Source organism: Actinoplanes nipponensis, assembly GCF_016862275.1.
Lineage (GTDB): Bacteria > Actinomycetota > Actinomycetes > Mycobacteriales > Micromonosporaceae > Actinoplanes > Actinoplanes nipponensis.
Genome location: NZ_BOMQ01000074.1, coordinates 55,931 through 68,468 on the forward strand (window position 1 = coordinate 55,931; position 12,538 = coordinate 68,468).

Sequence of the window (12,538 nt, forward strand, 5' to 3'; positions counted from 1 at the left end):
GTTGCAGTGGCGATAAGTTGCAGCGTCGCGACAATTGCCCGCCCGGCAAGCGACAGATGGCGAACCGGGCAATCCGCGCCCTACCGCGGGGGAAACAATCTCGGAGGTTCACATGACCGCTGCGTCCGGCGGGGCACAGACGGCGGGGCGCCCGACGCGCCTGCCGCGCTCCGCGCGCCGTAAGCAGCTGCTTGCCGCCGCGCAGCAGATCTTCGTGGCACAGGGGTACCACGCCGCCGCGATGGACGAGATCGCCGAGCAGGCCGGCGTCTCCAAGCCGGTGCTCTACCAGCACTTCCCCGGCAAGCTCGAGCTCTACCTGGCCCTGCTGGACACGCACTGCGACGCGATAATCGCCAAGGTGCGCGGCGCGATGCTGGCGACTCCGGACAACAAGGAGCGGGTCAAGGGCGCCGTACGGGCGTACTTCGACTTCATGGACCACGAGAGCGAGGCCTTCCGGCTGGTCTTCGAGTCCGATCTGCGCAACGACCCCCAGGTCCGCGAGCGGGTGGAGCGCGTCGAGCAGGGCTGCATCGCCGCGATCACGGACACGGTGGTCTCGGACACCGGCCAGAACCAGGCGAACGCCGAGCTGCTCGCCTCCGGCCTGGTCGGCGCGGCCGGCCAGGCGGCCCAGTACTGGCTGGCGAGCGGCCGGCAGACCCCCAAGGCCGAGGCGGAGGCCCTGGTCGCGGCCCTGATCTGGCGGGGCATCGCCAGCTTCCCGCTGCAGGGTGAGTCAACGACCGGTACGCCCGGGGAAATCGGCTAGCCTTCATGTCGGAAGACATCTGAGGAGGAGGACCCCGTGGAGGTCAAGATCGGCGTGCAGTACGCCCCGCGCGAGCTGGTGCTGGAGAGCGCGCAGACGCCGGCCGAGGTCGAGCAGGCCGTGACCGAGGCGATGGCCAAGGACAGCGTTCTCACTCTGACCGACGAGAAGGGCCGCAAGGTGATCGTCCCGATCGCCAAGGTGGCCTACGTGGAGATCGCCGAGAAGTCCGAGCGGCCGTTCGGCTTCACCACGCGATAACGGACGAGCAGCACCGAAACGGCAGGCTTCCCACCCGGGATCCTGCCGTTCCGGCGTTGAGGTGCGAAATCTCTCGGTCGGGTAGACTTGCCGATGTCGCCGTCGACGTCGGCTCGATATCGAGTCGCCGCGGCGACGCGCGTGCGGCCCGCGATCATCTCGCGTGTGGCCCGCGCTCTACCCAGACCGCGCCCCAGGAATTCGACGGGCGCACCACGAGAGGCACCCGCAGAACTCCATGACCGACATCGAGAACAACGAGACCGAACCGGCCCTGGTCCCCGTCCTGACCCGGGCCCCCGTCCGCCCGGACAGCCCCACCTTCGCCGAGCTGGGCGTCCGCGCGGAGACCGTGGAAGCGCTGGCCACGGCCGGCATCACGCGCGCGTTCGCCATCCAGGAGTACGCGCTCCCCATCGCCCTGCGCGGCACCGACCTCATCGGCCAGGCGCCGACCGGCACCGGCAAGACCCTCGGCTTCGGCCTGCCCCTGCTGGAGCGGGTGCTCGCCCCGAGCGAGGGCGCCGACGGCCAGCCCCAGGCGCTCGTCGTCGTGCCGACCCGCGAGCTGGGCCTCCAGGTCGCCCGCGACATCGCCGCCGCCGGCAGCACCCGTGGCGTGCGCGTGCTGCCGATCTACGGCGGCGTGGCGTACGAGCCGCAGGTCGACACCCTGAAGAAGGGCGTCGAGATCCTGGTCGGCACCCCCGGCCGCCTGCTCGACCTGGCCAAGCAGAAGCAGCTGAAGCTGGGCTCGATCAAGGCCCTGGTGCTCGACGAGGCCGACCGGATGCTCGACCTGGGCTTCCTCGAGGACGTCGAGAAGATCCTGGCGATGCTCCCGAGCGAGCGTCAGACGATGCTCTTTTCGGCGACCATGCCGGACCCGATCGTCGCCCTGTCGCGCCGCTTCTTGCACCACCCGGTGACCATCCACGCGGGCCACACCTCGGAGAGCGGCCCGTCGCCGCTGACCAAGCAGGTCGTCTACCGCACCCACCCGCTGAACAAGCTGGAGATGGTGGCCCGGATCCTGCAGGCCCGCGAGCGCGGCCTGACCATGATCTTCACCCGCACCAAGCGGGCCGCCGACCGGGTGGCCGAGGACCTCGACTTCCGCGGCTTCGCGGTCGCCGCCGTCCACGGCGACCTGGGCCAGGGCGCCCGCGAGCGGGCCCTGCGCGCGTTCCGCACCGGCAAGATCGACGTGCTCGTGGCCACCGACGTCGCGGCCCGCGGCCTGGACGTCTCCGGCGTCACCCACGTGCTCAACTACGACTGCCCGGAGGACCCGGACACGTACACGCACCGCATCGGCCGCACCGGCCGGGCCGGCGCGACGGGCGTGGCGGTGACCTTCGTGGACTGGGAGGACATGCCGCGCTGGGTGCTCATCGACAAGTCGATGGGGCTCAACATGCCGCAGCCGCCGGAGACGTACCACACGTCGCCGGCGCTCTACTCCGATCTGGACATTCCTGCCGAGATCTCGGGCACGCTGCCGACCGCCGGGCGTACCCGGGTGGGCCTGTCGGCCGAGATCGAGGAGGACCTGGGCGGCACCCGCCGCCGGGGCAGCCGCGACGGCGGCCGCGACGCGGGCCGCAGCGGTGGCCGGGGCGGTCGCGGCGGCAGCGGCGGCAGCGACCGGCCGGCGCGGGGACCGCGTCGTGAGGAAGCGGCGCCGGAGGCCTCGGCCCCGGTGAGCGAGGAGGCCGGCGACCGGCCGCGCCGGCAGCGTCGCCGCCGCCGCGCGGGCGACCCGCTGACCGAGACGGAGCAGGCCACGATCGCCGAGGGCACGTCGCCCGCTCCGTTGTTCTCGGACGGCTCCGAGGCGGCCCCGGAGCTCGCTCCCGCGGGTGACAGCGACCCCGACGGCCAGTCCGACGACGGTGACGGCGACGCGGCGGGCCGTCCGCGGCGCCGCCGGCGTCGTGGTGGCCGCGGCACCCGCAGCGCGGGCGGCGCAGACGTGACGTCGGAGGACGGGGAGCCGGCATCCGGCCCGGATTCTTTCGGCGCAGATTCGACCGGCCCGACTTCGACCGGCCCGGATTCGACCGGCGCGGGCTCGACCGGCGCGGGCTCGGCTCCGGCCGAGATGACCGGCGGCTCGGACGCCGGGGTCGGCGCCGGAGCTCAGGACTGACCCTGCTTCACCTCGCGAATGGGTGCCCGGCCGGCCGGGCACCCATTCGCGTCAGTGGGCCGGGGCGACCCCCAGGGCGGCGCAGGCCTGCTGATACATCCGGACCGTCTCGCCCCGGACCTGGCGGCGTTCGGTGAGCCGCTCGCTGAACGGGATCCGCACCGGCACCGCGATCCCGTTCACCGTGGCCTCGAAGTCCATCCCGTCGGAGTCCAGCCCCGACATGCGGGCCGCGCTGGCCGTCGAGATGCCGCCCAGCCCGCGCACGATCAGCACGTTGTCCTCGGCATGGTCGTCGTTCATGTGGCGGGCGATCTGCGCCACCACCTCCGGGGTGAATGTCATGCCCAACGCTCCTTCAGCTCGCGCAGCACAGCGATGTTGAGCCGGTAGGCCTCCCCCACCTCGGCGAGGAAATTCTGCTCGTCCGCGGGGGAGAAGGCGAGGCCGTCGAGCAATTCCCGGTACCGGGCGCGGAAGGCCGGCGGCGAGACGCCCTCGAACACGAAGAACCGGTGGCCCGCGCCGGTCAGCCCGTACGCCTCGGCGATCGCCGGGCCCAGGTACTGCCCGCCGGACAGGTCGCCCAGGTAGCGGGTGTAGTGGTGGGCGATGAAGGCCCACGGGTGCTCGAACGCCACCGCGCGCAGCCGGGCCCGGTATTCCCTGGTCGCCGGCAGCGCGCCGAGCCGGGGCCGGGCGCCGAGCAGCGTGGCCAGGTCGTCGCGCAGGGCCGGGAGGCGGGTCAGCTCGGGAAGGACGAAGGCCCCCGCGACCGGGTCGCCGGCCATCACCGCGGCGGCCTGCTCCAACGTCTCGTAGATGAACCAGTGCTGCGCCGCCAGGTCCGCGTACGCCTCCCGGGGCAGCTTGCCGGCGACCAGCGCGTCGAGGAACCCGCTGCCCTGGGCCGCGTCGTGGTCCAGCCGCGTGCCCTCGCGCAGCCGGACGGACAGCCTCCCGGTGGAGGGGTCGGCCAGGGTCATCGCTTGCACCTCCGTGATCGTTAGGCGAGCCTAACAAAGGCAAAGGCTCCGAAGACCGGCAAAATCCCGCGGGGCAGAATGGTGGGATGCCCCAATCCCTGGATGCCGTCCTCGCCGAGGTACGCGACCTGCTGCTCGACCCCGCGCTGACCCGGGCGGTCGCGGCCGGCAGGCGCCGCGGCCTCACCCCCTCGGTCGCCCGCGCCGAGCTGCGGCCGGTGGCCCTCAAGGGCGGCAACCGGTTGCAGATCGTCACCGACGACGGCTCCCGGCCGTACACCCGTAACGTCGAGCCCGGCCCGGAGGCTGCCGCGGCGGTCGACGCCCTGCTCGCGGAGCCGTTCGGCAACTGGCACGTCGAGACGGCAGCGGCGACCGTGCAGGTCCGGGTGACGAAGAAGGGCGACGCCCAGGTGCACCGGGCCGGGGCGACCGCGCCCACCGTGGCCAAGGGCCACGACCGGGCGAAGCAGTGGCTGCTCGACCCGGGCGACCCGCTGTTCACCGTGGTCGGCGGCACGGCCGCGAAGCGCCGGCAGGTCGACGCCTTCCTGCGGGCCCTGGCCGCGACCCTGCCGGACGAGCTGCCCGCCGACCTGCGCGTGGTCGACCTGGGCTGCGGAAACGCTTACCTGACCTTCGCCGCCTACCGGTTCCTGGCCGATCGCGGCGTCCGGGTCCGGGTCGTGGGGGTCGACGTCCGCGAGGACCAGCGGGTCCGCAACAGCGCCGTCGCCGAGCAGCTGGGCTGCGCCGACGCGGTGACCTTCGTAGCCGGCACGATCGAGGATGCCGTCGTCACGGAGGCCCCGGACCTGGTCCTGGCCCTGCACGCCTGCGACACCGCCACGGATCAGGCGCTGGCCCGGGCGGTGCGCTGGGACGCGAAGTGGGTGCTGGCGGCGCCGTGCTGCCACCACGACATCGCGGCCCAGCTCAAGGGCAACCCCGCCCCCGCGCCGTACGGGGAGCTGACCCGGCACGCGATCCTGCGGGAACGCTTCGCCGACGTCCTCACCGACTCGCTGCGCTCGGCCCTGCTGCGCCTGCACGGCTACCGGGTCGAGGTCGTCGAGTTCGTCGACTCGGCGCACACGCCCCGCAACCTGCTGCTGCGCGCCCGCCGCACCGGCGCCGCCCCGGCCGAGGGCCAGCGCGCCGAGTACGACGCGCTGACCGCCCAGTGGGGCGTGACGCCGGCGCTGGAGAAGCTGCTCAGCTGACGGTCGCCGTGAAGGCGGCGGTGCGCACCTTGCCCGCCACCTGGAAGTCGAAGAACATCCGGTAGCGGCCCGGTCCGGGCGCGGCCAGCCAGAACTTGACGGCCCCGTCGACCGGTCGCGGCTCGGGGTGCACGTGCACGTAGCCCACGTCCCCCTCGCGCAGCACCACCAGATGCCCGAACGCACCCAGGTACGGCTCCAGCGCGGCGGGCCGGCCGTCCGGGCCGGTCACCGTCAGCAGCAGCGGCTGGGTGGCGCCGGTCCGCGGTGTGCCGGCGTACGAGACGACGAAGCCGTCCACGCTCGCCCGGCTGAGCGGGGCGGGGAGCGCGACCGGCCGGTAGTCCCCGGCCACCGTGAGGTCGACCCCGAGCGTCGCCGGCGTCTGCTGACCGCCGACGACGGCGGTGAAGTCGGCGATCGCGCGGTAGCTGCCCGGCGCGGCCAGGGCGAGGTCGACGCTCCAGGTGCCGTCGGGCGCCATCGTGGGGTGCAGGTGCTGGTAGCCGGTCAGGTCGCGCCGGACGACCACGAGGTGCAGCGGCTTGTCGTGCACGACGGCGTAGGTGGTGATCGGCGCGCCACCGGCCCCGGTGATCCGGAAGCGGTACGGCTGAGCCGGGCCGGCCTTGAGCACGCCGGTCCCGGGCACGAGGGTCAGCCCGGCCGTGGTGACCGCCAGGCCACCGACGCCGCCGCCGGCCGCACCGGCGACCTGGGTGACGGTGCCGTCCGCGTTGTGCACGTGCGGCGCGGCGCCGGAGTCGTCGTGCGGCGCGACGCCCGGCTGTGCGGCTCCGGGCTGCGCAGCGCCGGTGTCGCCCGGGAGCGCGGCACCGTGCGGTGCGCCGGAGTCGTCGTGTGACGTGCCGGCGCCCGCCGCGCCTTCCATGTCGTGCCCGCCGTTCGCCGCGGCCGGCGCCGAGCGGGCCTGCTCGACCGAGTTGTTGAGGCGCCCGATGCCGTAGCCGGCGAACAGGACCACCACGACGACGGCGGCGAACGCGGCCAGCCGGAAGCCGGCCCGGTCGGACGCGGCCTCGGGCGGCGCCTGCTCGAGGGTGTCAGGCATCGGCGAGCTCGTACCCGGCCTCGTCAATGGCGCCCCGGACGGCCTCGGTGGCCAGCGGCGCCGCGCTGGTGACGGTGACGGCGCCGGAGGCGAGGTCGACCTCGACGGCGTCGACGCCGGGGAGCTCGGAGATCTCACTGGTCACGGCCTGGACGCAGTGCGCGCAGGTCATCCCGGTCACGGTGTAGGTGCTGGTGACGGACATGGTCTTCCCTTCCTCGGGCGAGCCGGCGGGGCCCGGCGACTCTTTGGTTTGTCGTCCCGCCCGCGCTTGTCCTGCTCTCGCGCGGGCGCCGACGGCGGCTCGGTCAGGAGCGAACGAGCCGGGCGATGGCGTCCGACGCCTCTTTGACCTTGGCGCTCGGGTCGCCGGCCCGGGCCGCGTCGACGACGCAGTGGGCGAGATGGTCCTCGAGCAGACCGACGGCGACGGCATGCAGGGCGCTCTTCGCCGCGGAGATCTGGGTGAGGACATCGATGCAGTACGTGTCCTCATCGACCATCCGCTGCAGGCCGCGGATCTGGCCCTCGATGCGACGCAGCCGCCCGAGCAGGGCCGCCTTGTCGCCCGAGTAACCGTGCGGTCCGGGATGGTCGTCGTGGTCGGTCGTCATGGCACCCACCATACCCCCCACCCGTATATCGATCCGCGCCGCGGCGGCGCGTTTCCTGTGCGCTTCGTCTCGCCGTACGGCCCCGAAAGTCGCGTCACTCCCCTCCCTCCGGTCAGCCCGCCACGGCCAGGGCCAGGGGCAGCACGGCCGGGGCGCCGGCGAGCCGGAGCGCCCGGCCCGCCAGGACCATGGTCCAGCCCGAGTCCGACATGTCGTCCACCAGCAGAACCGGCCCGTCGAGGTCCGGCAGGGACCGCGCCACCTCCGGCGGAACCGTGAACGCGTCGTGCAGGGCGAGAACCCGCTGCGCGCTGTTCCCCCGCGGGCCGTCGTCGCCCGCGTGCGTGGAGGTCAGCGTCCCCAGCAGCGGGAGCCGGCCCACGGCCGCGATCCGCTCGGCGAGGCTGTCGACCAGCTCGGGCCGGCGGTGCGACCCCACCGAGACCACCGCCGCCGGGCGCTGGGCCCAGGCGTCGTCGCCGTGTGCCCAACCCTTCAGTACCTCGACGACGGCGCCCATCATCTCGTCGGTTACCGGGCCGTCCGCCGCGTCCGGACCCACGAGCGCCCGCAACCTGTCGCCCCAGCCGAGGTCGGACAGCCGCCCCACGGCGCGACCCGGCAGGATCTGCTCGCCCGGGCCGATCTTGCCCTTCAGCGGGACGCCGACCGTGGCCAGGCCGGTGGGCCAGAGCTTCTTCGGCGAGATCTCCACGCCGGCGTGGCCGAGGAAGGTCTGCGCCGCGGCCAGCGCCCCCGTCGACACCTCCGCGTCGAACAGCGGGTCGGCGCAGTTGTCGCAGCGGCCGCACCGGGTGGCTTCGGGATCGTCGAGGCAGCGGCGCAGGAACTCCATCCGGCACGCCGCCGTCCCGGCGTACTCGATCATGGTCTGCTGCTCGGCGGTCCTGGCCTCGGCGACCCGGCGCAGCCGCGCGGTGTCGTAGGTCCACGGCTCGCCGGTGGCGAGCCAGCCGCCGCGGGTGCGGCGAACCGCGCCGTCCACGTCGAGGACCTTGAGCATCAGCTCCAGGCGGGTGCGACGCAGGTCGACGATCGGCTCCAACGCCGGCGTCGACAGTGGCCGCTCCGGCGACAGCGCCTCCAGCACCGTGCGGACCTGCCCCTCCGGCGGGAACGCCAGGGATGCGAAATAGCGCCAGATCGCGACGTCCTCGGGCCCCGGCAGCAGGATGACCTCGGCGTGCTCGACCGCTCGGCCGGCCCGGCCGACCTGCTGGTAGTAGGCGATCGGGGAGGGCGGGGCGCCGAGGTGGACGACGAAGCCCAGGTCCGGTTTGTCGAAGCCCATGCCCAGCGCCGACGTGGCCACCAGCGCCTTGATCTTGTTGTCCAGCAGGTCCTGCTCGGCGGCGCGGCGGGCGGAATCCTCGACCTGCCCCGTGTACGACGCGACCGCGAACCCGCGCGACCGCAGGAACTCGGCGGTCTCCGTGGCCGCGGCGACGGTCAGCGTGTAGACGATGCCGGAACCGGGCAGCCGATCGAGGTGATCGGCGAGCCACGCCAGCCGGTGCGCGGGATTGGGCAGGTCGAGCACGGCCAGCCGCAGCGAGTCGCGCTCCAGCGAGCCGCGCAGCACCAGCGCGTCGCCAAGCTGCTCCGCGACATCGGCGGTCACCCGCGAGTTGGCCGTGGCGGTGGTCGCGAGCACCGGCGTGCGGGCCGGCAGACCGGCCAGGAACGTGCGCAGCCGCCGGTAGTCGGGGCGGAAGTCGTGGCCCCAGTCGGAGACGCAGTGCGCCTCGTCGACCACCAGCAGGCCGGTGCTGGCGGCCAGGCCGGGCAGGACGTTGTCGCGGAAGTCGGGATTGTTCAGCCGCTCGGGGCTGATCAGCAGGACGTCGACCTCGCCGGCCCGGATCTCGGCGGTGATCTCGCTCCACTCGTCGAGGTTGGCCGAGTTGATCGTGCGGGCCCGGATGCCGGCCCGGGCCGCGGCCTCCACCTGGTTGCGCATCAGGGCGAGCAGCGGCGAGACGATGACCGTCGGCCCGGCGGGCGGATCACCGGGCTCGGCGGTGATGCCGTCCCGCAGCAGCGCCGTGGCCACGAAGTAGACCGCCGACTTGCCCCACCCGGTGCGCTGCACGCAGAGCACCCGCCGGCGATCGACCACGAGGGCCTCGATGGCCCGCCACTGATCCTCACGGAGCACCGCATGCTCGCCGGCAAGTCGGCGCAACACCTCCTCGGCGCATTCACGCACCGCCATCCGCTCGGCTTCGCCCACTGCTGACCGCGTCATGTCCACCACGCCAGCATGTCTACCAGCCGGCACCGACAGGGCCGGGGTTATCCACAGGCTCAGCCGGTCGCGGCCGTTGTCCACAGGCCGGCGATTGCCCGCGCGCCGGGCCGGGCGGCGCTGGCACCCTGGACCGCAGGCGAGCCCGGCAGCGGGGGCGCGATGGTTCGTTCCTTGACAACTAAATTTGTCGGTGGCAGCGTGGGCGGCATGACGAAGACGCTCGCCGAGAAGCTGCTGATCAAGCCGCACACCACCGTCTGGGTTTCCCAGCCGGCGTACCTGCCCTTGCTCACCCCCATGCCCACGGGGGTGCGCGAGAGCGAGGCATTGGCGACGGCCAGCACGGCGGTGCTGTTCGTCGACGATGCCGCCGGTGCGCGCAAGCTGCTCGAGGAGCACGCCGACGATCTGGCCAAGCCCGCGGTGCTGTGGATCGCCTATCCGAAGGCCAACAAGGCGGACATCAACCGCGACACGCTCTGGCCGATCGTGGCGGACTTCGACATGCGCCCGAACGGGCAGGTCGCGATCGACGACCGCTGGTCGGCGATGCGCTTCCGCCCGAACAGGCCGGGCGAGGGCCGCTTCGCGGGCGGGGCCTCGACCTGAGGATCACAGCGGACGGCGAGACCGGAAGGCCGTAAAGCGGTCGCCACGGCCGGCGACGGAGCATTACGGTCGCGGCCATGTCGAACAGCGCGGCGGTCCTCGACCGGTTTCTGGCTGCCTGGCTGAGCCGGGACCTCGAAGGTGTCGTCTACTGCCTCGACCCCGATGTCACCTACTGCGGGTCCGACGGCAGCGTCGTCCGGGGCCGGGAGGCGGTCTCCGCCGTCTTCGCGGAGCAGCTCGGCGGCGATCCCGACCTCACTGTCGCGCCGGTCGCGGTGGTGGGTGACCGGGGTTTCGGCTACTTCTCGTACCCGGCCGCGGCCGACGGGACCACCCTGCGGGGTGTCGACGTCTACACCGTCCGGAACGGGTTGATCGTCGCCAAGGACGTGCTCAGCAAGATCGCCTGAGCGCTGACCGGCGCAGCGGGCCCGAGGCAGCGGCTCAGCGGCCCAGCACCGTGCCGCCGTTCACGTTGATGATCTGGCCGGTGACGAAGCTGCCGCCGGGGCCGGCCAGCCAGCGCACGGCCTCCGCGATGTCGTCCGGCACGCCGGCCCGCTTGACCAACGTCGCCGCCACCCGCTGGGCGTGACCTTCCTCGGTCATCCGGCCCGCGAAGAACTCGCTGTCCGTCACGTAACCGGGGGCGATCACGTTCGCCGTGATTCCCTCGGCGCCGAGCCGGGTGGCCAGGTCCAGCGCGTAGCCGTGCAGGGCCGCCTTCGCCGCCGAGTACGGGCCGCCGCCGCCCCGCTGGGCCGCGATCGAGCTGGTCAGGATGATCCGGCCGCCCGGGCGGCGCAGCAGCGGCAGCAGGGCGGTGGTCATTAGGACGGCGGTCAGGACGTTCGAGTCCAGATTCGCCCGCCAGTGCGCCGCCAGCCCCTCCGGGGTGGAGTCGTCGCCGGCCACGAAGGCGCCCGCATTGTTGACCAGCACGTCCACCGGGCGTCCGGCGACGGCGTCGGCCACCGCGGCGGCCTGGCCGGGAACGGCCAGGTCGGCGGTGACGGCCGTCGCCTGCGGGCCGATCCACTTCACCGCGTCGGCCAGCACGTCGGGGCGCCGGCCGGCGATGATGACGTCGTAGCCCTCACCCGCCAGCATTCCGGCCGTCGCCCGTCCGATACCCGTGCCGCCCCCACTGACCACCGCAAGCCTCGCCATGATCCCGACTCTAGAGGAACTGCCCGCGGTGGTGGCGGATCAGCCGTCGCCGCCGGCCGGCCGGCGGAAGACCGGCGTTGCCGTCGCGAGGGGACGCCAGGCGAGCAGCAGGATCACCGCCATCGCAGCGGCCGCCGTCCAGAACGTCGCGGTGATCCCGTAGGCCCGGGCCAGCAATCCGCCCAGCAGCGAGCCCAGCGCCGCCCCGCCCAGCTCCAACAGGGAGTACACGCTGCTCACCCGGCCGTAGATGGGCCCGGGCACCGAACGCTGGCGCAGGGTGGTCACCACGGTGCCCCAGACCGCGGCGTGGACGCTGAACACCACGATCATCGCCGCCGCCACCCACGGCGTCCGGGTCAGCGCCAGGGTCGCGTGCAGCGCCGCCTCCACCACGAGCCCGGTACGCAACAGCACGGTCGCGCTCACCGTGCGGAGCAGGGGCGGAGCCGCCACCGTTCCGGCCAGGCCGCCGACCGCGAACGCCGTCAGCAGCACGCCGTAACCCAGCTGGCCGAGGCCCAGCCGCTCGAAGGCGTACAGCACGAAGATGGCGAAGGCCGCGCAGAAGACCACGTTGCCGAACGCCATCGTCACCGCCAGGGCGCGCAGCAGGCGGTGCTGCCACAGCCAGCGGAGGCCCTCCGCGATGTCCGCCCGCAGCGACGTCCGGGGGCGGGGCCGGGTCGCCGGGAGGCTGCCGATGCCGGCGACCAGCGCGGCCGAGGCGGCGAACGACAGCGCGTTCACCCCGAACGGCGCCGCCGCGGCCACCACGAACAGCCAGGCGCCCAGCGGTTTGGCCGCGAACTGGTTGAGCACCGTGAACGTGGCGCCCAGCCAGGCGTTGGCCGTCGGCAGCTGGTCCGCGGGCACCAGCGCCGGGACGAAGGCCGACGCCGCCGTGTCCGCCAGCGTCTCGCCCGTGCCCAGCACGAAGAAGACGGCGTAGATCAGTGGCACGGTGACGGCGTCTCCGGCCACCGCTGCCACCAGGGCGGCCAGCGCCGCGGCCCGGACCAGGTTGACCGTGACCACCAGGCGGCGACGGTCCAGGCGGTCCGCCCAGGCCCCGCTGAGCAGGGCGAACAGCAGCCAGGGCAGCTGCTGGGCGAAGACGGCGCCGGCCACCGCGGCCGGGTCCGTGGTGATTGAGGCGACCAGCAGCGGGCCGGCCGCCATCGTGATGCCGTCGCCGAGGTTGGCGACCGCCGCGGCCGTCCACAGCCGGGCGAAGTCGGCGCCGAAAAGGGCGCGCGGGAAAAGGACACGCAACATTGCTCCTCGAGACGTGGGTGACGGTCGACGACCGCCCCGGGCGAGGAGCTACGGGCCGCGGGAGACTAAGCGGCGCGTCCTCGCGTCGGGGCGAAGACCGTTGCCATGTCGAGTTGCATCACG

Annotated in this window: 14 protein-coding genes; 6 read left to right on the forward strand and 8 right to left on the reverse strand. The window is 73.4% G+C overall.

Going from position 1 to position 12,538, the window contains the following annotated elements:
- Window positions 1-112 precede the first annotated feature (112 nt).
- From Ani05nite_RS31190 to Ani05nite_RS31200, 3 genes are all read left to right on the forward strand, one after another.
- Entirely contained in the window at window positions 113-775 is a 663-nt protein-coding gene (locus tag Ani05nite_RS31190; RefSeq protein WP_203774355.1) for a TetR/AcrR family transcriptional regulator, read from the forward strand.
- Between the two features lie 36 nt (window positions 776-811).
- The gene (locus Ani05nite_RS31195) at window positions 812-1,036 is read left to right on the forward strand and encodes a DUF3107 domain-containing protein (protein ID WP_184997738.1); all 225 of its coding nucleotides are present in this window, start codon (window positions 812-814) and stop codon (window positions 1,034-1,036) included.
- 238 nt (window positions 1,037-1,274) lie between these two features.
- Window positions 1,275-3,188 carry a DEAD/DEAH box helicase gene (locus tag Ani05nite_RS31200; protein WP_203774356.1) on the forward strand — a complete coding sequence of 638 codons (1,914 nt, stop codon included), beginning with the start codon at window positions 1,275-1,277 and terminating at the stop codon, window positions 3,186-3,188.
- 51 nt (window positions 3,189-3,239) lie between these two features.
- Here Ani05nite_RS31200 and Ani05nite_RS31205 read toward each other — a convergent pair whose 3' ends face one another.
- Both Ani05nite_RS31205 and Ani05nite_RS31210 read right to left on the reverse strand, forming a co-directional pair.
- Window positions 3,240-3,533 carry a DUF2470 domain-containing protein gene (locus Ani05nite_RS31205; protein ID WP_203774357.1) on the reverse strand — a complete coding sequence of 98 codons (294 nt, stop codon included), beginning with the start codon at window positions 3,531-3,533 and terminating at the stop codon, window positions 3,240-3,242.
- On the reverse strand, window positions 3,530-4,174 hold the full coding sequence (locus Ani05nite_RS31210) for a biliverdin-producing heme oxygenase (RefSeq protein WP_203774358.1): 645 nt from the start codon (window positions 4,172-4,174) through the stop codon (window positions 3,530-3,532). The genes Ani05nite_RS31205 and Ani05nite_RS31210 overlap by 4 nt, the downstream gene beginning before the upstream one ends.
- Before the next feature lie 86 nt (window positions 4,175-4,260).
- On the opposite strand from Ani05nite_RS31210, the gene Ani05nite_RS31215 reads away from it, so the two are divergent.
- Window positions 4,261-5,397, forward strand: coding sequence for a class I SAM-dependent methyltransferase (locus tag Ani05nite_RS31215; protein WP_203774359.1), 1,137 nt, complete (start codon window positions 4,261-4,263; stop codon window positions 5,395-5,397).
- On the opposite strand, the gene Ani05nite_RS31220 is transcribed toward Ani05nite_RS31215, so the two are convergent.
- From Ani05nite_RS31220 to Ani05nite_RS31235, 4 genes are all read right to left on the reverse strand, one after another.
- Window positions 5,390-6,469, reverse strand: a complete 1,080-nt coding sequence (locus Ani05nite_RS31220; protein ID WP_203774361.1) for a DUF8832 domain-containing protein — start codon at window positions 6,467-6,469, stop codon at window positions 5,390-5,392. The two genes, Ani05nite_RS31215 and Ani05nite_RS31220, sit on opposite strands and share 8 nt — an antisense overlap.
- The gene (locus Ani05nite_RS31225; RefSeq protein WP_203774363.1) at window positions 6,462-6,674 is read right to left on the reverse strand and encodes a heavy-metal-associated domain-containing protein; all 213 of its coding nucleotides are present in this window, start codon (window positions 6,672-6,674) and stop codon (window positions 6,462-6,464) included. Before Ani05nite_RS31225 ends, Ani05nite_RS31220 begins: the two co-directional genes overlap by 8 nt.
- Before the next feature lie 103 nt (window positions 6,675-6,777).
- Window positions 6,778-7,083, reverse strand: a complete 306-nt coding sequence (locus Ani05nite_RS31230; RefSeq protein WP_203774364.1) for a metal-sensitive transcriptional regulator — start codon at window positions 7,081-7,083, stop codon at window positions 6,778-6,780.
- 112 nt (window positions 7,084-7,195) lie between these two features.
- Window positions 7,196-9,337 carry a RecQ family ATP-dependent DNA helicase gene (locus Ani05nite_RS31235; protein WP_203774476.1) on the reverse strand — a complete coding sequence of 714 codons (2,142 nt, stop codon included), beginning with the start codon at window positions 9,335-9,337 and terminating at the stop codon, window positions 7,196-7,198.
- A gap of 225 nt (window positions 9,338-9,562) precedes the next feature.
- Between Ani05nite_RS31235 and Ani05nite_RS31240 the strand changes: the two genes are divergently transcribed.
- Window positions 9,563-9,964 carry a hypothetical protein gene (locus tag Ani05nite_RS31240; RefSeq protein WP_203774365.1) on the forward strand — a complete coding sequence of 134 codons (402 nt, stop codon included), beginning with the start codon at window positions 9,563-9,565 and terminating at the stop codon, window positions 9,962-9,964.
- Window positions 9,965-10,041: 77 nt separating this feature from the next.
- A complete protein-coding gene (locus Ani05nite_RS31245; protein ID WP_203774366.1) occupies window positions 10,042-10,377 on the forward strand; it encodes a nuclear transport factor 2 family protein in 336 nt (111 codons plus the stop codon).
- 34 nt (window positions 10,378-10,411) lie between these two features.
- Here the strand turns inward: Ani05nite_RS31245 and Ani05nite_RS31250 are convergent, their stop codons facing one another.
- Both Ani05nite_RS31250 and Ani05nite_RS31255 read right to left on the reverse strand, forming a co-directional pair.
- The gene (locus Ani05nite_RS31250) at window positions 10,412-11,137 is read right to left on the reverse strand and encodes an SDR family NAD(P)-dependent oxidoreductase (RefSeq protein ID WP_203774367.1); all 726 of its coding nucleotides are present in this window, start codon (window positions 11,135-11,137) and stop codon (window positions 10,412-10,414) included.
- 39 nt (window positions 11,138-11,176) lie between these two features.
- Complete coding sequence (locus Ani05nite_RS31255; protein ID WP_203774368.1) at window positions 11,177-12,415, reverse strand: MFS transporter; 1,239 nt, start codon at window positions 12,413-12,415, stop codon at window positions 11,177-11,179.
- Window positions 12,416-12,538 lie beyond the last annotated feature (123 nt).